Source organism: Paraburkholderia sp. LEh10 (assembly GCF_017814945.1).
Taxonomy (GTDB): Bacteria; Pseudomonadota; Gammaproteobacteria; order Burkholderiales; family Burkholderiaceae; genus Paraburkholderia.
On record NZ_JAGIPX010000002.1, the window covers coordinates 119560 to 138368 of the forward strand.

Annotated in this window: 16 protein-coding genes and 1 pseudogene; 8 read left to right on the plus strand and 9 right to left on the minus strand. The window is 61.3% G+C overall.

What is annotated here, in order from left to right; translation table 11 throughout:
* Nucleotides 1-3 precede the first annotated feature (3 nt).
* Nucleotides 4-573, minus strand: a complete 570-nt coding sequence (locus J8I87_RS02180; RefSeq protein ID WP_209929807.1) for a hemerythrin domain-containing protein — start codon at nucleotides 571-573, stop codon at nucleotides 4-6.
* A 203-nt stretch (nucleotides 574-776) separates the two neighbouring features.
* On the opposite strand from J8I87_RS02180, the gene J8I87_RS02185 reads away from it, so the two are divergent.
* Nucleotides 777-1010, plus strand: a complete 234-nt coding sequence (locus J8I87_RS02185; RefSeq protein WP_209929808.1) for a DUF2795 domain-containing protein — start codon at nucleotides 777-779, stop codon at nucleotides 1008-1010.
* A gap of 342 nt (nucleotides 1011-1352) precedes the next feature.
* On the opposite strand, the gene J8I87_RS02190 is transcribed toward J8I87_RS02185, so the two are convergent.
* Entirely contained in the window at nucleotides 1353-3128 is a 1776-nt protein-coding gene (locus J8I87_RS02190; protein WP_209929809.1) for a SulP family inorganic anion transporter, read from the minus strand.
* 460 nt (nucleotides 3129-3588) lie between these two features.
* Between J8I87_RS02190 and J8I87_RS02195 the strand changes: the two genes are divergently transcribed.
* The gene (locus J8I87_RS02195) at nucleotides 3589-4233 is read left to right on the plus strand and encodes a ParB-like protein (RefSeq protein ID WP_209929810.1); all 645 of its coding nucleotides are present in this window, start codon (nucleotides 3589-3591) and stop codon (nucleotides 4231-4233) included.
* A gap of 22 nt (nucleotides 4234-4255) precedes the next feature.
* Nucleotides 4256-4750, plus strand: coding sequence for a DUF421 domain-containing protein (locus J8I87_RS02200; protein WP_209929811.1), 495 nt, complete (start codon nucleotides 4256-4258; stop codon nucleotides 4748-4750).
* Between the two features lie 461 nt (nucleotides 4751-5211).
* On the opposite strand, the gene J8I87_RS02205 is transcribed toward J8I87_RS02200, so the two are convergent.
* Nucleotides 5212-5619, minus strand: coding sequence for an ester cyclase (locus tag J8I87_RS02205; protein ID WP_209929812.1), 408 nt, complete (start codon nucleotides 5617-5619; stop codon nucleotides 5212-5214).
* A 78-nt stretch (nucleotides 5620-5697) separates the two neighbouring features.
* Here J8I87_RS02205 and J8I87_RS02210 point away from each other — a divergent pair, with 78 nt between their 5' ends.
* Nucleotides 5698-6231 (plus strand): hypothetical protein, encoded by a 534-nt coding sequence (locus tag J8I87_RS02210; RefSeq protein WP_245253662.1) that lies wholly within the window; start codon nucleotides 5698-5700, stop codon nucleotides 6229-6231.
* Nucleotides 6232-6347: 116 nt separating this feature from the next.
* On the opposite strand, the gene J8I87_RS02215 is transcribed toward J8I87_RS02210, so the two are convergent.
* The gene (locus tag J8I87_RS02215) at nucleotides 6348-6701 is read right to left on the minus strand and encodes a BON domain-containing protein (protein WP_209929813.1); all 354 of its coding nucleotides are present in this window, start codon (nucleotides 6699-6701) and stop codon (nucleotides 6348-6350) included.
* A 331-nt stretch (nucleotides 6702-7032) separates the two neighbouring features.
* Between J8I87_RS02215 and J8I87_RS02220 the strand changes: the two genes are divergently transcribed.
* Nucleotides 7033-7470, plus strand: a complete 438-nt coding sequence (locus J8I87_RS02220) for an ester cyclase (protein ID WP_209929814.1) — start codon at nucleotides 7033-7035, stop codon at nucleotides 7468-7470.
* 68 nt (nucleotides 7471-7538) lie between these two features.
* Here the strand turns inward: J8I87_RS02220 and J8I87_RS44415 are convergent.
* Nucleotides 7539-7746, minus strand: a pseudogene (locus J8I87_RS44415) (diguanylate cyclase domain-containing protein); the annotation flags it as partial.
* A gap of 482 nt (nucleotides 7747-8228) precedes the next feature.
* On the opposite strand from J8I87_RS44415, the gene J8I87_RS02225 reads away from it, so the two are divergent.
* Nucleotides 8229-9875: a 3-(methylthio)propionyl-CoA ligase gene (locus tag J8I87_RS02225; protein ID WP_209929815.1), complete on the plus strand. Its 1647-nt coding sequence runs from the start codon at nucleotides 8229-8231 to the stop codon at nucleotides 9873-9875.
* A gap of 33 nt (nucleotides 9876-9908) precedes the next feature.
* On the opposite strand, the gene J8I87_RS02230 is transcribed toward J8I87_RS02225, so the two are convergent.
* Complete coding sequence (locus J8I87_RS02230) at nucleotides 9909-10892, minus strand: response regulator receiver protein (protein ID WP_209929816.1); 984 nt, start codon at nucleotides 10890-10892, stop codon at nucleotides 9909-9911.
* Between the two features lie 392 nt (nucleotides 10893-11284).
* Between J8I87_RS02230 and J8I87_RS02235 the strand changes: the two genes are divergently transcribed.
* Nucleotides 11285-13894 (plus strand): PAS domain-containing protein, encoded by a 2610-nt coding sequence (locus J8I87_RS02235; RefSeq protein ID WP_209929817.1) that lies wholly within the window; start codon nucleotides 11285-11287, stop codon nucleotides 13892-13894.
* Between the two features lie 242 nt (nucleotides 13895-14136).
* Here the strand turns inward: J8I87_RS02235 and J8I87_RS02240 are convergent, their stop codons facing one another.
* Together J8I87_RS02240 and J8I87_RS02245 are read right to left on the minus strand one after the other, a co-directional pair.
* Nucleotides 14137-14481 (minus strand): hypothetical protein, encoded by a 345-nt coding sequence (locus J8I87_RS02240; RefSeq protein ID WP_209929818.1) that lies wholly within the window; start codon nucleotides 14479-14481, stop codon nucleotides 14137-14139.
* Between the two features lie 1365 nt (nucleotides 14482-15846).
* The gene (locus J8I87_RS02245) at nucleotides 15847-16140 is read right to left on the minus strand and encodes a hypothetical protein (RefSeq protein WP_209929819.1); all 294 of its coding nucleotides are present in this window, start codon (nucleotides 16138-16140) and stop codon (nucleotides 15847-15849) included.
* Nucleotides 16141-16502: 362 nt separating this feature from the next.
* Between J8I87_RS02245 and J8I87_RS02250 the strand changes: the two genes are divergently transcribed.
* Complete coding sequence (locus tag J8I87_RS02250; RefSeq protein WP_209929820.1) at nucleotides 16503-17675, plus strand: MFS transporter; 1173 nt, start codon at nucleotides 16503-16505, stop codon at nucleotides 17673-17675.
* A gap of 142 nt (nucleotides 17676-17817) precedes the next feature.
* Here the strand turns inward: J8I87_RS02250 and J8I87_RS02255 are convergent, their stop codons facing one another.
* Complete coding sequence (locus tag J8I87_RS02255) at nucleotides 17818-18759, minus strand: hypothetical protein (RefSeq protein WP_209929821.1); 942 nt, start codon at nucleotides 18757-18759, stop codon at nucleotides 17818-17820.
* Nucleotides 18760-18809 lie beyond the last annotated feature (50 nt).

The following is an 18809-nucleotide window of genomic DNA, read 5'->3' on the forward strand; positions in this document are numbered from 1 at the left end:
GGGTCACGTCAGTTCGCGCGACGGACGAAAAGTCAGGCTCCCGTCACCGACCAGCTTGCTTCCCGCCGCTTCGAGCTTTTTGACCAGTTCCGCCTTTTGCGCGGCGATCAGTTCACCGAGCCGCACCAGATCGAGCTTGCTTTCGCGCAACTCCGGGAACAGCGCCGACTCCTCTTCTTCGATGTGATGACGCACCATCTCCGACATCACCTTGAACGTCGCATCGAAACCGCGATCGCCTGGTTTGAGCGAATCGAACTTTGCAATCAGCGTCTTGACGAGGTAATGCTCGACATACGCTTCGTCCACGTCGATCTCATCGCGCCTGTCCAGCGCATGATGCGCGATGGGATACAGAATCTCCTCTTCGATCATCGTATGAACGGTCAATTCCTCGCATGCGCGCTGTGCAAGCGCGCCTTTCACTTCGAGGTCCGTATCGCCTGCTTGCTGGAATGCAGCGAACAGATTTTCGACTGCGCGGTGGTCTGCCTTCAACAGCCCTATCGCATCCGCAGCGGTGTTCGCAATGGCGGCCTCGGCCGCAAGTTCCTTGTTTGCATCCTCGCTCATAGGTCTCTCCCGTCAGGTTTCGGCGAAGCGCCAGTCCGCCCGACAAACCGCAAGTGATGTGCCCGAGACCGACTGCATATCGATCGCGGAAACCCCGCGTAAACCCCACGAAAAGCCCTTTAGGGCAGGCATCGCGTATGCATCCCGAAGAACTCCGCGGCAGCGGGCCCGCGCCCGCCCCGCACCCCCGAGGAGAAACACTCATGTCACAGCATCCCGCCAACGCCCAGGACCAACGTCATCCAGGACAACCGAACCCGGTCGATATCCAGAAGGCGCTTGCCGGTATCGAATATCCGACGACGCGCGAAAAACTCGTCGAACAGGCGCGTCAGAATCACGCGAACACCGATATCGTCGATCTGATCGACCGCTTGCCCGATCACAACTATGACAGCCCGGCGGCCGTGTCGAAACAGATCTCGCGTATTCAATGACGCATGCGCGGGCGCATTCTCCGTTCAACGCGTCATCTGACGTGCCGTGCCGGCAAGCGCGCTGGGTTCTACATGCGCTTCGCGCCCAGCGATGCGGTCTGTCGCGAGATGAGGTCGTCCATTGGACTTGCCATGAAAGGCTCCTCAAACGCGCTGCGCTTGCCGCTCGCGCACGACCCGTACCGGGATCGACTTTGCTGCGGGCACCTTGCTCTATTTCGCGTGATGCGAAAGAGGAATGAGCGGATTGCATTCCGGGTAATAACCTGCGACGCAACCTTCGGGCGAATCGAAGCTGACGACCCTGATTCCATCCACCTGCCGCGGGCCGTGCAATGCGTGCTACGCATCTTCCCAGTCACGCCATTTGACATGATGCCTTTGCAAATACCCGTTGACGGCTTCGCCGATCGTCGGGAACAGGTGATCTTCGCCGATCATGTCGAACATCCCGTAACGCTTGAGACTGTCCTTGACGGGGCCTTTCAACTCCGCGAAACACAACGCGATCTTCCGCTCGGCCAGTTCCGCGTGCAGGGTCTCGAGCACTTCGGCGGCCGTGAGGTCGATGTCCGTGACGGGCTCGGCGGCAATGACGATCCACCGTACCGCGTCTCGCGACTCATCGATAGCACGCAGTACGTGCTCGCGAAAGATCTCTGCGTTGGCGAAGAACAGCGGCGCATCCCAGCGCAACAGCACGAGCCCCGGGATACGCCGCGCTTCGGGATGCCGCGATACGTCGTGATAGCCCTTCATCCCATCGACGCGTGCGAGCACCGCGGCGTGCGGCCGCCACGCACGCCATAGGAAGGACATGACGCTCAGCAGAAGCGCGAGCGCAATTCCGTCGACGACACCAAGAACGGCCACGCCCGCGAAGCACACCATCGCCTGGAGGAATTCGCTCTTGCGCAGCCGGTACAGACGGACCATGCCCCGGACTTCGATCATGTTCAGACACGCCGCGATCACGACAGCGGCCAGCGCGGACTGCGGCGTGTTCGCGAGCGAACGCGGCGCAAACACCAGCAGCGCGGCCACGACGACCGCCGCGACGACACCCGTCAGTTGAGTCCTGGCGCCTGCGGCTTCGGCAACGGGCGTGCGCGAACTGCTCGCGCTCACTGCGAACCCTTGAAAAAAACCTGCGGCAAGATTCGACAGACCGAGCGCAACACACTCCTGATTGCGATCGACCTTCGTTTGGTTGCGCACTTCGTATGTGCGCGACAGAACGCTGATGTCGGTGAACGACACCAGCGCAATCGCGGCGGCACTGCCCGCAAGACGCCACCATTCGTCGAGCGGCAGCATCGGTATGCGCGGCGCCGGCAAGCCGTGAGCAACCGCCCCGACGGTCGAGACGCCCGCGCGCTGCGCCGCATCCGTCAACATCACAACGACGGTCGCACCGGCTACGGCTATCAGCACGGCAGGAACCCTTGGCCAGAAGCGTTTGAACACGAGAATCAACACGAGCGCACCCGCGCCGAGCGCGAACGACATGAGATTCACTTTCGAACCCACAATGCCATCGAACAGATTGCGCACCTGCTCGAAGAACGCTTCCCCCTTTCCCTTGAAGCCCAATAGCTTCGGCATTTGGCTGACGATGATCGTCAGGATCACGCCATCGAGAAAGCCATAGCGGATGGGAAGCGACAGCAGTTCAGTCACGAACCCCAGTTTGAGCAGACCGACAACGATGCAGATCGCGCCCGCGAGAATCGCGAGTGCGGCGGCCGCCGCGAGCGCATGATTGCCGTCGCCGTGAGCGAACGGCATCACGCTCGCTGCGATCAGTGCGACAAGCGCGGAATCCGGCCCGAGCACGAGAATGCGGCTGGGCCCAAATAGCGCATACGCGAGCAGCGCCGCAAACGACGCATACAGTCCGTTCACGGCCGGCAATCCCGCGACTTCCGCGTACGCCATCCCGGCTGGAACGAGCACAGCGCTCAAGGTGACGCCCGCTACGAGGTCATGCGGCAGCCACTTCGCTTCGTAGCTGCGCGCAACGGCGAGACCGTTGACCCAGCGCAGCAGACCCTGCCGAGCGGCGAGCGAGCGCTTCTGATTCTTTGCGTGACCGTGGCCGTCAATTCTGCTGTTCATTGCGGTGCATTTCCGCGCCACCCAATCGGCTTCCTGGGTTCTGAACCAGCAAAAACGATTCCAGACCAGGTGCAAAGAAGCGCGTCCGTCAATCAGGCTTGAATGACGACTTGTCCTTGCACATGACCTCGCTGTAGATGCGCGAGTGCGGCGGGCACTTCGAGGAACGGATACTGCGCGGCGACGCTTGAAGAATTGGTTGTCAGTTCCGCGTTGCGGGAACCCATTTCCGTTCAATCTGACTGGAGCATCTGATGCAAGCACTCGTCTACGAGGGCCGAGAAAGCATCCGCTTTTCCCATCGCGGGTCGCGCCGCTCGCGCGCCCCATCCGGCCCTGCGGCACGCTCCCTGCTGGACTGTCAGCACGATTAGCGCGACGGAATGCGAAGTCTTCGGCCTTCGGCGCTCCACACCGTCGTGCTTGCTTCCGCGCATTTGGCGGAGATGGAGGAACCGCAATGGAGAAACTGGAAATTGACCGCCTGCGCGCGACGCAGATGACACACGGGGAGCGTCAAATCAGGCAGAAGTCGGCCATGTATAAGACGCTGAAGGGTCACGATCTGGAGATCGCCATCGCCGAAAAACCCGTACCCGTCGTGTTCGGGCCAGACGGCGCGCCTTACGCGATCGACCACCATCATGTCGCCACCGCGTTGTGGCGCGCTGAAATCCGGACCGTTCCGTTCGTATTGGTCAGCGACCTGTCGTCGCTTACGCTTGCGGAGTTCTGGCTGACCCTGGAAAACAGCGGGTGGACCTATCCCTATGACCCGGACGGACGGCGTGCATCGTTCGCGCAAATGCCGACGCATGTATGGGAAGCCGCGGACGATGAATTCCGCAGCCTCGCGGCAGCAGTGCGCGACGCCGGCGGCTACGAAAAGACGGACGTACCGCTTGAAGAGTTCCGGTGGGCCAACCTGTTTCGAGCAACGTTTGCGCGGCCCGATAGCGATGAGCAATTCGAGGCGCTGGTGGACAAAGCCGTCAAGCTCGCGCGAAGTCCAACAGCGCTGGGTTTGCCAGGATACGTCGGGCCGCAGGAGTGGGCCGCCGCGGACTGCGGACAGACGCCTTCTGACGGTTCATCGTCCGGTTAATGCGCCGGAAAGGAAGATGAAAATGGACGTGCTCACAGCCATTTTTGGGGAGGGCAAGGACCTGAGTTCGCTTCAGGCGGCCATGCGAGCTATTGCTGTATTTTTTGCCGCACTTATCTTTATCCGTATTTCCGGCCGGCGATCGTTCGGACAGCGCTCGCCATTCGACTATGTGGTGGCCATTCTGCTCGGCGCGACCTTGAGCCGCGTGATCGTCGGCGCGTCACCCGCTGTTCCAACGCTTGTCGCAGCACTCGTCATTGTCCTCATTCATCGGGCACTGGCCTGGGTTTGCGTGCGGTCGGAATGGCTTGAATCGCTGACAGTCGGAAGCGAGCGGGAAGTTTATCGCGACGGCCGCTTCGACGCCCGCCAGATGTCCGCCGCGCTCATCACCCGCACGGATGTCCTTGAAGCCGCGCGGCAGACGTTTCACTCGCCCAATCTGGACGAAGTCCATTCGGCCATTCTGGAGCGCAACGGAAAGGTCAGCCTCATTCGCAAACGCAAACCGTAAAGGTGCAAAAAAGGCGTTTCCCGTTCCCTTTTTCCATTCCTCTTCTCCCCACGCTGCGCTGAATCGCCGAATCCAGCGCAGCGCTCGTGCGCGCCCCGTCATTCATCCATCGCGGCCAGACTTACTTCATCCGTGTGGGCTTCCGATATTCCATGTTGGAATAGACACGGCATCAGTTTTTATTACCGCGTGGAAATTGGCGTCTCTAGACTCCCTTGTCATCTGCATAGGGCGTACTTTCTCTTTTCAAACTGGATCTTTATTTAAAACATAGGATTCCAAATAGATCAACTTCACGTAGACATCAATCAATGAGGAACAGACACCTCATCTGGATCGCAGCGACAATCCCCGCACATCAAGTCTAGGCCAGGTGCTTTCACACGTTTGAACGCAAGACCCGACGAGGCCCGGACAAGGCGCGCTGAGTTGTCCAGCGCTCCGTCACCGCATCTGCCATCTCAGTGCGATTCGGCCGCGCGATGCAATTGCGCTTCGATCGCCGTCTTGTCGATGATCGACCACACTTGTGCAATCTTCCCGCCGCGAAACGCGTAGAACACGTTCTCAGCGAAGACGATCCGCTTGCCGCCGATGTGCAATCCGAGGAAAGTATGTCGAGGCGCGCAATCGAACCGCAGGCGGCTCGCGACCACAGGAGGCTCGACCACCAGCAACTCGATGTCGAATTGCAAGTCCGGTATGTCGCCAACATCGCGCTCCAGCATCGCACGATATCCCGGCAAACCAATCGGTCGGCCATTGTGAATGACTTCGTCGTCGACGAACTGCCCGAGCGCCTCCCAGTCCCGCCGGTTCAGGCAATCCAGGTAGTCCCGGTAAAGGATGCTCAGGCCGCACTCACTCACAATGATCTCCTGCTATTGGCTCAAATCTTTGTCACGCGACGGTGTTAAATTGCCGATGTGAACCGCCGGGAGTTCTCCATGCCATGCCACGCTATCTGGCGCCTGCGCTGCCGTATGCGCCCTTTGTTCGCCTGTGCATCCGTTATTGCGCTCGGTGCCTGCGCGCAGCCGTGGGAAGGGTTCCATGCCGGCGAACCGGAATCCGCCGTTGTCACGAGGTTGGGTCCGCCGCGCGAGGTCTATGACCTGCCCGACGGTGCGAGGCGATTGATGTGGCCGACGCAGCCAATGGGCGAGGTCACGACGGCAGCGGACATCGACGCGGCCGGCAACGTGATCAATGTCCGGCAGGTGCTGCAACCCAGCGAGTTTTATCGCGCGGAGCCTGACAAGTGGACGAAGAGCGACGTCCTCGTCCGGTTCGGCCGGCCCGCGGAAACGGCATACTTTCCACTGAAGAAGCGCGAAGTATGGAGTTACCGGTATTTCGAAGACGGCGTCTGGTATCAGCTCTTTAACTTCTCGTTTGACGGCGCCGGTGTACTGCGCGAAACGATGAAGAGTCCCGACCCGCTCCACGACCACCGCGGCCGCCACAACAAAACGTTCTGACGGGCGCTGGCGAAACACACGACCAGAAGCCGCCAAACTTGGCGGCGATGTACTCATTCAGCCGTGTACCGTGACGCCTCTGACGCCCCGGTACAGGCCGGCTCCGTGAGCCAGTATCATTGCCCGCCTTCGCGAATCGTCAGAGCATTCTTGACGGACGTCACGCCCGAAACGCCCTTCGCTATCGAGCCCGCCTTCTCGATCTCGGATCCGTCCGTCACGCTTCCAGCGAGCGTTACCGCACCGCCTTTCGCAAGCACATTGATCCCACTGGTATCGACACCGCCCTTTGAAAGAGCCTGAACCACTTTCTTGCTCAATGCCCGATTCGCCTTTCTGACGGCGGATTTGGACGTGCCCTGCGTTGTCGTCGATGGGGCGGCGGACTCGCTTCCCTGTGCCCAGGCGTTGACGGAAGCGACAACAATCAATGCAGCACCAGCCAGCCTCAGTGTTCTGATTGCGTTCATAGGTTGCTCCAGTGTGAGTGATCTGACGGAAGACCCTTTCGCCCCCCGACTTACAGTAGCAAACTTTGCCTCAACCGTCATTGTTCTCCTGACCGATTCGAAACCGTCTCTGATCGCGACGATCGCATGCAGTTGCTGGCGCCAGCGTCCGAAGGTCAGCCCGGCTTCCTTGACCGGGGCTCGCTCGCGCCTGACATCGGGAACTTTTTTCCTCCAGGCGCCGATTCCCCAACGTGTGCGATTATCGCGGAAGCACGCGTCCTCTCAAGCCGGAAAGATACGGCGAAATGCTGCCCGTACGTCTCGCGTACGGCTTTCAAGGAGCACAGACATGCCCCTCGCCAATGAACAAGCGGTACGTGACACGATTGAGCGGTTTTATCTCGCGTTTTCGACGAAGGACGTTTCGCTACTACGTCAGGTCGTCACGCCTGACTGGGAATATATTCCGGAGCTTCCGGGCGCAGCTCCTGCCCCCGAACAGATGAGCAAGCTGTTCGAAAATATCGCCTCGGCACTGCCGGACATGAAGGTCCACATACTCGACCTGCTCATACACGACGACCGTGTCGCTGTACGAGCCGAGGTAACGGGCACACAAACCGGCAATCTGCTCGGCATTGCTGCGACATCGAAGCAGATCCGCTTCGCCATCCATTCCTTCCATCAGTTGCGCGGCAACCTTGTGGCCAAAACATGGCATCTGGAAGACTGGCTGACGGTGTTTCGGCAATTGGGTGAATTGCCCAAAAAACTGGAACTCTCCTGATAGCGCGGATCGCGCCGTGTGGTTGAGTCGCGACATGCGTGGTGTGCTGAACTGCGCCATCGGCGCGCTTACTGATCCGCGAATTCCACCCGGTTGCCCGGCCCGCTTCGCGCGGTACAGAGCCGCATCAGCCAGGCCGTAAGCCGTGTCAAAGTCGGTGCCGATGGCATTGGCGCTAATGCCAAAGCTGGCCGTGATGCTTCGATTGACGGGCGCAGCAAAAACGTAGTGGCTGATCGCGTCCCGCATGCCCTCAGCCAGGTGCGCCGCACTCGCTAGCGACGCGCTGACGGGCGTGTTCAATCGCAGCGCGGTAATCGAGCGAACGGGCAAGACGGTTCGCTCGCCGGATTCAATTTGTAGTGAAAGCGTGCAAATGTTTGCGAATTCAACTATCTAAAATTGCGGTTCGGTGGGTTGCTTTTGCATAAACGCAACAACGGCCCCTGAACTCATTAACGGCATCTGCTGGCAGAGATGATGCTGGGGACCACTACGAGCGCTTCCAGACGTAGAACGGTTATTTGCTCTCGCCATTCGCAATTTCAACGGGTGAACGGCACGGCACCAGCAACTCTTTATTAGCGATTTGCAACACGTCCGGCGCTAACCTATCTTCTGAATCACCGAATGCCATTCAGCACGCGATTGACCAGTACGAAAAGATCAATAGCGCAGCTTCTATCCTGACAAGTTCGATCGCAGATGGCGTCTTGGGCGCAACTATCAAGTTCCCGACAATGGCAGGAGAACGGGATATGACGACACCGCTGTACGGGCGAATGATGGACGTGCCGCTGACGGTTCCTTCGTTGCTGGCGCATGCGTCACGCCACTTCGGGACAACGGAGATCGTGTCGAAGCGCATCGAGGGCGACGTGCATCGCTACACGTACCGCGACTGCGAAAAGCGCGCGAAGCAGCTCGCGCAGGCGCTGATCGCACTGGGCGTCGAAACGGGTGAGCGGATCGGCACGCTCGCATGGAACGGTTACCGGCATCTGGAAGCGTACTATGGAACGGCGGGTTGCGGTGCCGTGTGCCATACGATCAACCCACGCCTCTTTCCCGATCAGATCGCCTACATCGTCAATCACGCCGACGACCGCTACGTGCTGTTCGACATCACGTTCGCACCGCTCGTCGACGTGCTCGCGCCGCAGTGCCCGAACGTGCGCGGCTGGGTCGCGCTGACGGACGACGTGCACATGCCGCGCATGTCGACGGCGGCATCGAGCTACGAAGCGCTGCTCGCGCAGCAGGACGGCGCATTCGACTGGCCGCCCATCGACGAGCGCAGCGCGTCCAGCTTGTGCTACACCTCGGGAACCACCGGCAATCCGAAGGGCGCGCTGTACTCGCATCGCTCGACGGTGCTGCACGCGCTCGCCGCATCGCTGCCGGACGCCGTGGGTCTATCCGCGCGCGATTGCGTGCTGCCCGCCGTGCCGATGTTCCATGTGAACGCGTGGGGCACGCCGTACGCGGCGCCGCTGACGGGCACGAAGCTGGTGATGCCGGGCAAGGACCTCGACGGCAAGTCGCTCTATGAGCTGATCGAAACGGAACGCGTGACCTGTACATTGGGGGTCCCCACGGTATGGCTCGGACTCTTACGCTTTGTCGAAGAGGCGGGCGTTCGCTTCTCGTCGCTGAAGCGCACGGTTGTCGGAGGGTCCGCATTGCCGCCCGCGATGCTCAGGATGTTCAGGGACGGCTATGGTGTCGAGGCAATTCATGGCTGGGGCATGACGGAGATGTCGCCGCTCGGTACGCTGTCGACGCTCAACCGCGAGCAGACACAGCGCCCGCCGGACGAGCAGCTCAGGCTGCGCGAGAAGCAGGGGCATGCATTTTATGGCATCGACATGAAGATCGTCGGCGAAGACGGACGCGAGCTGCCGTGGAACGGCACCACGTTCGGCGACCTGCATGTGCGCGGGCCGTGGGTGATCGACCGGTATTACCGCAACGACGCGTCGCCGCTTGTCGACGGCTGGTTTCCCACCGGAGACGTTGCAACAATCGATCAAGACGGCTTCATGCGCATCACCGACCGCAGCAAGGACTTGATCAAATCCGGCGGCGAGTGGATCAGTTCAATCGACATCGAGAACATCGCGATCGGGCATCCGGGCGTGGCGGAAGCGGCGTGCATTGCGTGCCCGCATCCGAAGTGGGCGCAGCGGCCGCTGCTCGTGGTCGTCAAGCAGCCCGGCAACGATGTGAGCCGCGAAGCGTTACTTCGATTCTACGAAGGCAAGGTCGCGAAGTGGTGGATTCCCGATGATGTCGTCTTCGTCGACGAACTGCCGCACACGGCGACGGGCAAGCTGCACAAGCTGAAGCTGCGCGAATTGTTCCGCGATCACGTGTTGCCGTCGGCACGCGACGGCAGGAACTGACTTCGCCTACCTGGAGGCAGCGGCGTCGCATCGTTAGCGCGACCTCACGTAGATTCTGAAAAGCCAGACGAGCCGGTGCATCTGATGCCTGACGACGATCCGTCGCCAGACGCGGGCGCCGCTGAAAGTCCGCTGACGCGCCTCGCGGCCGAGTAGTGTCTTGCAGTCCGGCAAGTGCAGCAACGCGCAGTGTCTGAACCATCGTAGATCGCGGTGTGTGTTGCCGGACCAGTGTCGTCCGATTGCACGATATTCCCCCACGTCGATGATCCGCTGCCCCTCGTCCGAAAGGATATTCAGCGCCGCCGACACGAACGCCTCGTCGCCCTGATGGTGCAGCTCGCCAATCACCGCGCGATAACGATCGAAACACGCGCGTGCGACAGGAACGAGTCGATCGATGAATTCGCGCGATGCAAGCAGAAACTCTCCGCCAAACCAGCGCGGATTGCCAAGCGATCTTCCTGCCACCCGCTCCAGGTCGGCAATAACGCGGCTTGCACCGTAGGCAAAGAACTCCTGGTCGGAGATGTCGAACGCACCGACACCCGACGCATGACAGCGCCGCAGCAGATCCATGTCGAGTCCATGTTGGGCGATGACGTCCGTATCGAGCAGCAGCAACAGTTTGCCCTCCGGCAGGGTCTGGGCCATTTGCTCCAGCAGGTCGAGCTTGAAGTGCGCACCGTAGAACGGCGTCCCTTCAGGCAACTCGAGCGATGACGCGAGTGGGATAACGGTCGGACACAGGTCGGCCTCGAAGCGGGACAGATAGTCGCTGATTTCACGGGGCGCGTTGCTCGCGATGGTCAGCCGCGGCAGCCGGGCGGCCAGCAGACTCCGATTGAGCGTAACGGCCTGGGCCACATAGCTGAACCGGTCGCCCTTTCGCAAGTTCGGGCTCCCGATGCCGCCGTCCGCCAGAAAGACGAGCGCACACGGAACGATGCCGATCTCGCGTGCGGCATAGCCCATCGTGTCAGGTTGCTGTGGGCGTGGCGACAGGATGTTGCGCATGGGCTCATTCCCGGCATGGCTTCGCCAGTTCGACGAGTTGTCCATGTTGTCGCGACTGCGTGGAGAGGTTCCGCCAAAGTGCTGCGCGCGGACGACATCGCGCGATGCTTCTTTACCGAACGGTTTGCGATCGGCGCTGAAAAAAATTCCGAGGCGTGCCGGCGCAGTGGCACATGTGGCAGCCGAGTCGACGCTCACGATCGCCCACGCCCCGGGCGCGTGTCTTGCGCTTTCGGCGTTCGTACCACTCCTGCCACTCGTGCCATCGATGCCATTCGTGCATCTCCGACACCTGATTTCGGCAGCGCGCCGACACGCTGCGCTGTTTCGATAGGCGCGTTCAGGCTATGCTAGCCTGATACGGGTGGTTGCCGCCAGCACAAAGGGCACACATGCACGATCCTGCTCACTTCCTTCCGTCGTTCGTCTGGCGCGCGGACCGCGACGGGGTGATTCGATATGCGAATCCATGGGCATCGCGCTACCTCGGCATTTCCGCGCCCGAAATAGTCGGGCGTCACTGGAAAGATTTTGTGCATCCCGACGATATTGCACCTGTCCTCGACGCTCTGCGGCAGATGCGCGATGGAAACCTGCTGCGCAATGTCGATGTGCGTCTGCTGCGCGCCGATGGTGCCTTTCACTGGCACACGCTGCATCTGCAGGTGCAACGCGACGAGACGGGCCGCATCGGCGATACCGTCGGCGTCGCGACGGACGTTCACCAGTGCCGTCACGCATGGGCGATGTACGAAGCGAGCGAGCGCCGGCTACAAGCTGCGTTCCAGGGCGCCCGCATGGGTGCGTGGGAATGGGACATGAAGAACGGCGAAGTGCGCATGAATGCGCAACTCGCCGAGCTCTATTCGTTTGCACCGGGCACCGAGGCCGTCGCGCTATCCGATTTGTGGAACCGCATCGCGCCGGAATTTCGCGCGCCACTGCATCAAAAAGTGGAGGAAGCGCTGCAGCGCGGCGCGCCCTTCGAGTTCGACTTCGTGCTGGACGATTTGGCCGCGCAGCCCCGCTGGCTGCGCATGCGCGGCCATGCGGAGTTTGACGATGAAGGCGCCCTCGCCCGCGTGCACGGGGTCACCTTCGATATCACCCGGCAGCGCGCCGCCGAAGAGCGCCTCATCCTGAGCGAGCGGCGCTATCGGGCGCTGGTCGAATCGACGGGCGCAATCGTCTGGTCCGCGGACGCCAACGGCAACATTCGCCCCGCCGACGAACCGTGGGGAAAATTTACCGGCGCCGAGCCTGCGCGCCTCGTGAACCGGGGCTGGCTCGACTATGTGCACCCCGACGATCGCGAGATGACGCGCGAGGCGTGGCTGGACGTATTGCGCAAAGGGACGGGGGGATCGCTCACGTTTCGCATGCGGCGTTACGACGGCATGTGGCGCATGGTTCAGGCGCACGCCGCGCCGCTCTATGACACGCACGGCAAGCTTCAGGAATGGTTCGGAACCACCACCGACGTGACCGCCCAACATGACGCCCAAGCTGCGATCGAAGCCCGCAATCTGCGGCTCATGGTGGCGATGCAGGCGGCGGAACTCCATATCGTCTCGCTGGATCTCGCCTCCTGGACTCTTTCGTTCGAAGCCGGCGACGAGCCGCGCGTAGGTGAAATCCTTACCTATGACGCCGCGCTGTCGCGCGTTCACCCCGATGACCGTCCGGCGCTCGACCGTTACATCCACCGGCTCGCGGGCGGCTGCAACCCCGGCGCGCACTTCGAATTCCGCGTGCAGGACCCGCGCGGCGAGCAATGGATGGAAGGCAGCGCATTGCTTCAGCGCGGCCCGGACGGCAAGCCGCTGCGTCTCATTGCGAGCGTGATCGACATCACCGATCGCAAGCGCATGGAGTTGATGCTGCGTGAAGCGGATCGCCGCAAGGACGAGTTCCTCGCCATGCTCGCGCACGAACTGCGCAATCCGCTTGCGCCGATTCGCACGGCCATTGCGCTTCTGGAAAAGCAGAATGAGATGGACCCGCGTTCAGCGGATCTGGTCGAACTGATGCGCAGACAGACGGAACACATGACGCGCATCGTCGATGATCTGCTGGAGGTATCGCGCATCACCCAGGGACGAATTGCGCTCCAGCTTGAACCGATACTGGTCGGAACCGCCGTCTATCACGCAGTCGAGGCCATCGCAGGTTCGGTGGAAACGCGAGGGCAGCACATGCATGTCGACGTATCGGATGCGACAGCGTGGGTGCGCGGCGATGTCACGCGGATCTCGCAGATACTCGTCAACATCCTGAACAACGCGAGCAAATACACGCCAGAACACGGCCACATCACGATCAGCGCACACGCGGACGACGATTGGGTAACGATCGTCACGGCCGATACGGGCACGGGCATTTCGGCCGATCTCTTGCCCAAGGTATTCGAACTGTTTTCTCAGGGCGAGCGCACGCTCGATCGCTCGAATGGCGGCCTGGGCATCGGGCTGTCGCTGGTGAAAAAGCTGGTCGAACTGCACGATGGCACGATCACCGTGCAAAGCGAGGGGCCGGGCCGCGGCACGACGGTGACGTTGCGCCTGCCGCGTCTGCACCATCACGAACGGCACTCGGCGCAGGTTCTCTCCGACCCTGCGCCCGGCGCTGCATCGAGTGCGTTGCGTATCCTGATTGTCGATGACAACCGCGACGCCGCGGATTCACTCACCATGCTGTGCGAATCCGAGGGCCATCTGACACGCGCGGCGTACTCGTCCGCCGAAGCGCTGGACGCCGCCGCGACGTTCCGCCCGGATGTCGCACTGCTCGATATCGGTTTGCCCGATATCGACGGCTACGAGCTCGCGCGCCGGCTGCGGCCCAAAGGCGAGTCCAGGCCGCTATTGATCGCAATCACGGGATACGGCCAGACGGAAGACCGGCTCCGGGCCCAGTCGGCCGGTTTCGACTATCACTTCGTCAAACCCGTCAATATCGATAGCCTGCTCAAACTGCTCTCGTCCCTGACGGACTCCGAGTAAGGCCGTCCAACGGCTGTCGCCGCGCTGCCGTCCGCTCGCTGACGACGCCTCCTGTTTGTGTTGCGACTAACATACGAAGTTATCTCCATTCTGGACAATGACGGATTAAGCGCGCGATCAAACATTGCGAACAAGCCAGATTGCGCGATGCGCCAAGGTGACGTCCATCACCCGGTTGCCAACGAGAAGAAGCACAGATGCGTCACTTGCCGCAGTTTGGGGAGACGGAATATGGACATCAATCACGAACGTCCTGTGACGTCGCGCGAGCCACACGATGCGGCGCCGGACGATGTGCCGGAAAAAGGCGATTCCGCGCAAGCGCCCGGCGAGCTGCCTTCTTCCTCTTCTTCCTCTTCTTCCTCTTCTTCCTCTGCCCCTTCGCGTGATGTAGTCAGGAAGCCCTCGCGGCGCTCCAGACGGGCGCCTGACGTCACTCGCCCACTGCTCATCATGCGCATTCGAGCGAGGCCAAAAAAGCTCGCCGCCGCCAGTTCAGCGAGCGCACCCGACTGGAGTCTCAGTGCGGGCGTGGCGGTCGTGCTGCTCGGCTTCGCCGCGGCGTTCGGTACATATGTGACGCTCACGCAGCGGGAAGCGGTGCAAAGCCGGTTGCGGCAAGTCGCCGGTGACGAGAAGCCGCGTACTGCAATGCGACATGAGCCTGTCCCGTCGACTGCACCCGCTCAGGATGTCAAGCAGGCCTCAAAGGTAGAAAAGCCACGCGCGGCTGACGCCGTCGCGATGTTGGACCCGGCCGCCAGCGCAGCGGCGAGCGCAGCGGGCAGGACCGTTGCCCGGGACGCGCCGCGCCAGCGCGTGCTGTCCGGGACCACACCCAGTCATGCTGCGAGCACCACAGGCACTACCGTTGCCCGTAGCGCACCGTCTCAGCCCATGATCCAGGACGCCACGGTCAGTCATCCCGCAAGTTCGCCTGGCACTACCGTTGCCCACAGCGCCGTACCCCAGCCTGCGATGCGCGACCCGACAACCGGCCAGGCCACAAGCTCGCCAGGCGTTACCGTTGCCGGCAGCGCAGCACCGCCGCCTGCGATGCTCGACACCGCAACTACTCACGCCACAAGCTCGCCAGCCGTTACCGTTGCCCGCAGCGCAGCACCGCCGCCCGCGATGCTCGACACCACAACTACTCACGCCGCAAGCTCGCCAGCCGTTACCGTTGCTCGCAGCGCAGCACCGCCGCCTGCGATGCACGGCGCGACAACCGGTCAGGCCGCAAGCTCGCCAGCCGTTAGCGTTGCCCACAGCGCAGCAAGGCCGCCCGCGATGCACGACGCGACAACCAGTCAGGCCGCTAGCTCGCCAGGCATCAGCGTTGCCCACAGCGCAGCACCGCCGCCTGCGATGCACGACACCACAGCCAGTCAGGCCGCTAGCTCGCCAGGCGTTACCGTTGCCCGCAACACGTCTATCCAGCCCATGACGTCCGACACCACACCCAATCAAGCTGCGAGCGTCCCGAGCCAAATCGTTGCCGGCACACCAGCCCAGCCCGCAGCGTCCCCGGCAGTCCCGGTGCCGTCGATTGCGAAAACAGCAAACAAGCCTGCGGGCGCAAATGCCGTTCCCCCATCCGTGCGCCAGGCGGCGAAAAGCGCGCCTCAGGACACGGGTACCGCATCGACGCGGACTAGCCTTACGTCGACCACGCCGAAAGATCGACGGCCTGGCGCAAAAGCGCCGAAAGCGGCCTGCGGCCCGCTTAAGCCTTGTGACGAGATCGATGCACTGGCAGAACGTGCGTTGCGTGAGCCAGTCAGTCCGCCGCCCATGTCAAAGGTCACAGCGACGACAGCCGTCTTGAGAGATCCGTCAGCAGGCGTATTGCCGGCGCCTGCTCGACCGATGACACCGCCGCCAGCACAGGCCAGTGCACAAACCGAAGCCACGCTTCTGTCTGCCCTGAACAAGGAGCTTTTCAGACGGCACTAGCGCTCGATCGCCGTGTCGCTAAGATTCAAGCTGACCAGATAGCCCAAAAACGATCCGCAAATATTGATCAACGTAACCGAAGTCCCGCGTCTCAACTTGAGATAAGTCGGCACCCACGTCAGCATCATGTGATTGCCGCCCAATACACCTGTGGCTAGAAGCGACGCGAGAATCGTCGTTTTCAAATGATCCTTTGAGTTCAATTTCGTTGCACGTGCGGGAGCGGCACCCGCGGAGATCGCCTTGCGCGTGGCCAGATAGATTTCCGGCTCTTCGACATAGCGACGCACGACAAATACCAGCAAAGCGCGAAGCGCGCCAATGAAGAACAGTATGCGCCAGCCTATAACGCCGGAATAAAAGGATCGGCCCCATGCTCATGCATGACTGACGGCAGCGAACTGAGCGCGCCGATGGGGATCGATTTTTCCGCTGTTGAAGTCCGGGACATAATGCTGCTCTCGACGACGGGCCGCAGCGAGGCGGTAAGAGAGAAAACGCCGAATGACCTTATTTTAGCGTTCGGGAAAGGTCCCGGTTGCCGTCGTGCGGCTCGCACGGCTGACCGCATAAAGTATCCGTCAATACCGTAGTGCATACTAGCCGGACACGTCGTGCCCCACTGATTGTCGTCTGCAATCGGGACTTCTCCATGCGCCCTTTCACTGCCCTGTTGCTGCTCGTCGGTACGCTGCTTACCGCAGGAGGATATGGAGCCACCTTTCTCTTTTCGATGCGCTTCAGATCTATAGGCGGCAATGACTTCGACACGGGCATAGCGCTCGGCGGCGCGATGGTTGGAACCTTTGCCGGCGTATCGCTTGTCGGCTTGTTCGCGCGTTATGTCGGCACTGCGCGGATGAGCGCGCTCGCCGCACTGTGCGTCGGCATCGGCATCACAGGTTTCGCCTTCGTCGAGCGTGTGAGCCCGCTGTATGTGATTCCCGGATTTATCCTGGGTCTCGGCTGGGGCGCCTTCTACCTTGCCGCGCCGATGTCGCTGGCCGAGCGTACAGGCGATGAGGAGCGCGGCCGCTGGTTCCTTCGATACGGCACCTTTCAGATGACGGGAATTGGCGGCTGCCCTGCACTCGCGGCATTTGCCATTCGTTATTTTCACTGGTCGGTCAACAGCGTGCTGTGTGTCGTCGGCGGCTTGTGCGTGATTGCGTCGCTGATGCTGGAAACATTTGGCCGGCTCGCTCCGCATCCGCGCTTTTTGCCTGTGCAGCAACGATGGCTCGGCAACATTGGCGCCATTGCCCGCACACTCGCCGTTTATCCCATTGTCATGATCGCGCTCGGTGCCTGCGTCTTCTCCGGGCTGATGACATTCCAGATGTCACTCGTGCAAGGCACGGGCGCGCAAGCAAGCTCATTTTTCAGCCTCTACGCGATCACTGTCGTCGCGACGCGCTGGCTGCTTTCCCGACTCGTCACCGCCATGCGTCCGGAAATGGCCACCAAGGTGTTGCTCGTCGTGATGGTGCTCGGGATAGTGGCGATGTTCGCCGTGCCCTACCATGTGTTTTTTCAATTGGCCGCGGCCCTGTTGCTCGGCGCGGGATATGGGCTCGTCTATCCCGTCATCCAGACGCAGGCCGTCAACGATTCGGAGGCGGCGCACCACCAGGCCGCGCTGACATGGTTCGTCGCGTCGTACTTCGTCGGCGCGTTTGGATTTCCGTCGGTGGGTGGCTGGGTGCTGGTTCACATTGGCAAGGGCGCATTGCTGACGCTCATCGCCGCGTGCGGCGTGGCTGCGCTGATGCTGGCGTTCGTGCGAGACAGGCGGCGTATGGAAGCGATGTCGGCGAAGGTGTAATTCAAGCAGACGCCAGTGCCGGCTAAGGGGCGCGCGCAGCGCTGGCGCGAACGAGTCCAGATAGCTTCGCCGCGTTACAGCCGCGTCACAGGCTTTTGCCGGCCGCAAGCGTTGCAGCTTGCAGCCCGCATAGTGGTGCGCACTAAGCCGTGATGGGTGCCAGCGCAGTTCCGATTCGAGACATCTGGTTTGCGGTGATCAGGCCGCTGAGGATCTGACCGAAGCGGGGTTCCTGCACCCCCGAAATGATGTATTGCCACCTGTATGCTGCTAGCAGACTAACGCGTACGGATTCCTTGTCAGCCATTGGCAGCGATCGTCCGCAGACCATTGCAAAGTAGTCGGCGTCCGCGTCAGCCTGCGTCTGCAGGATGCCGTCGACGGCGGCGACCAGTTCGATCAGTTCGTCGACCGCCTCGTCGCGCTCTTCAGGCGAAAGTCTTGCGTCTTCACGTCGCCATTCGAGTTCGTCGAGGATTGCATGCTGCGATTCCTCACGCCAGTGGTAGAGAAATACGTCCTTCCATAATTCAGACGAATTAGAGTCCGAATCGATGCTGCCACGGTAGTGCGCAAGCACGAACAGTTCGATATGACACGTCAGCGCGAGCACTGCCCATGTGGACTTCCCGAGCACGAACGACGCAACGCTGTTTGCCTCCGGCAAGAACATGTAGCCGGACGGCATGCCTTCAGCGCACATCTGTTCGATGCGACGAAACAGTTCCTGATGCTTGATTTCCTCGTCGCCGAACCGCACGAGCGCTTCGAGCGCGCTTTGGTCGCCCAGACGGTATGGGCCGCTCATATCGAGTACCTTTGCGGCAATGAAGCGTTCGACGAGACCAAACATGTTCGCGTACGTGCGGCCCTGAATCTGGCTCAGCATGCGCCGCTCGTCGGAGTCGAGAAAGCCGAGTGAATCGACTTTCGACAGGGCGTCCGGCAAGAATTTTTTCGTGAAATCAAAGTTTCGGCCGCGAATCACGTCGCGGTCGATATCCCAGCGAACGCGCTTCGACGCGGCAATGCATTTGGCGTAGCGGTCGGCCTCGAGCTGATGCCCGTTAGTCATGGTTTCCATTTGAAACATCTCCTTCAATCGCGATTCACGGATAACTCACACGTCCAGTG

Excerpts from the sequence above, each read along its gene's own strand:
- J8I87_RS02180 (WP_209929807.1), bottom strand. The coding sequence starts at position 573 with ATGAGCGAGGATGCAAACAAGGAACTTGCGGCCGAGGCCGCCATTGCG.
- J8I87_RS02185 (WP_209929808.1), top strand. The coding sequence starts at position 777 with ATGTCACAGCATCCCGCCAACGCCCAGGACCAACGTCATCCAGGACAA.
- J8I87_RS02190 (WP_209929809.1), bottom strand. The coding sequence starts at position 3,128 with ATGAACAGCAGAATTGACGGCCACGGTCACGCAAAGAATCAGAAGCGC.
- J8I87_RS02195 (WP_209929810.1), top strand. The coding sequence starts at position 3,589 with ATGGAGAAACTGGAAATTGACCGCCTGCGCGCGACGCAGATGACACAC.
- J8I87_RS02200 (WP_209929811.1), top strand. The coding sequence starts at position 4,256 with ATGGACGTGCTCACAGCCATTTTTGGGGAGGGCAAGGACCTGAGTTCG.
- J8I87_RS02210 (WP_245253662.1), top strand. The coding sequence starts at position 5,698 with ATGCCATGCCACGCTATCTGGCGCCTGCGCTGCCGTATGCGCCCTTTG.
- J8I87_RS02215 (WP_209929813.1), bottom strand. The coding sequence starts at position 6,701 with ATGAACGCAATCAGAACACTGAGGCTGGCTGGTGCTGCATTGATTGTT.
- J8I87_RS02220 (WP_209929814.1), top strand. The coding sequence starts at position 7,033 with ATGCCCCTCGCCAATGAACAAGCGGTACGTGACACGATTGAGCGGTTT.
- J8I87_RS02225 (WP_209929815.1), top strand. The coding sequence starts at position 8,229 with ATGACGACACCGCTGTACGGGCGAATGATGGACGTGCCGCTGACGGTT.
- J8I87_RS02230 (WP_209929816.1), bottom strand. The coding sequence starts at position 10,892 with ATGCGCAACATCCTGTCGCCACGCCCACAGCAACCTGACACGATGGGC.
- J8I87_RS02235 (WP_209929817.1), top strand. The coding sequence starts at position 11,285 with ATGCACGATCCTGCTCACTTCCTTCCGTCGTTCGTCTGGCGCGCGGAC.
- J8I87_RS02250 (WP_209929820.1), top strand. The coding sequence starts at position 16,503 with ATGCGCCCTTTCACTGCCCTGTTGCTGCTCGTCGGTACGCTGCTTACC.
- J8I87_RS02255 (WP_209929821.1), bottom strand. The coding sequence starts at position 18,759 with ATGGAAACCATGACTAACGGGCATCAGCTCGAGGCCGACCGCTACGCC.